Genomic DNA, 719 nt, shown 5'->3' with positions numbered 1-719 from the left:
CCTTGGCGAAGCGCAGGACGACCGCCGCGAAGGCCTCGTTGATCTCGACCAGGTCGATGTCGTCGATGGTCAGCCCGGCCTTGGCGAGGGCCTTGCGGGTGGCCGGGGCGGGGCCGGTGGCGCCGTCGACGATGCCGGAGGAGTTGCCCGCGTGGTGGACGTGGTCGATCTTCTCCACCCAGTGGTACTTCTGGAGCGCCACGGCGTCGAAGCCGCCCAGCTCGCCGATGTCGGCGAAGGAGGGCTTGAGCCCCGCGAGGGAGTCGGCGGTGGTGCCGGGCCGCGGGTGCTCGTCGTGGTCGAGGACGGTGAGACCGGCGCGGTCCCGCACGGGCACGACGGAGCGCTCGAAGCGGCCCTCCTTCCAGGCGGTGGCCGCGCGCTCCTGGGAGAGGGCCGCGTACTCGTCGACGTCGCGGCGCGAGAAGCCCTCGATGGTCGCGATCAGGTCGGCGCCGATGCCCTGCGGAACGAAGTTGGTGGCGAGGTTGGTCATCGGGTCGTTGAACCAGGCGCCGCCGTCCGAGGCCATCGGGACGCGGGACATGGACTCGACACCGCCCGCCAGGACCAGGTCCTCCCAGCCGGAGCGCACCTTCATGGCGGCCATGTTGACGGCCTCCAGGCCCGAGGCGCAGAAGCGGTTCTCCTGCACCCCGGCCACCGTGTCCGGCAGTCCGGCGGCGATCGCCGCGATCCGGGCGATGTCCGAACCCTGG

1 protein-coding gene is annotated in these 719 nt (G+C 72.0%); it reads right to left on the bottom strand.

The genetic code is table 11. The features are described from left to right. A partial coding sequence (locus tag IE94_RS0134395; protein WP_030192451.1) for a thiolase family protein occupies window positions 1–719 on the bottom strand: 719 nt, incomplete at both ends.

This window comes from Streptomyces violaceorubidus (assembly GCF_000717995.1).
GTDB lineage: Bacteria > Actinomycetota > Actinomycetes > Streptomycetales > Streptomycetaceae > Streptomyces > Streptomyces violaceorubidus.
This window is presented reverse-complemented; position numbering and strand designations above follow the sequence as displayed.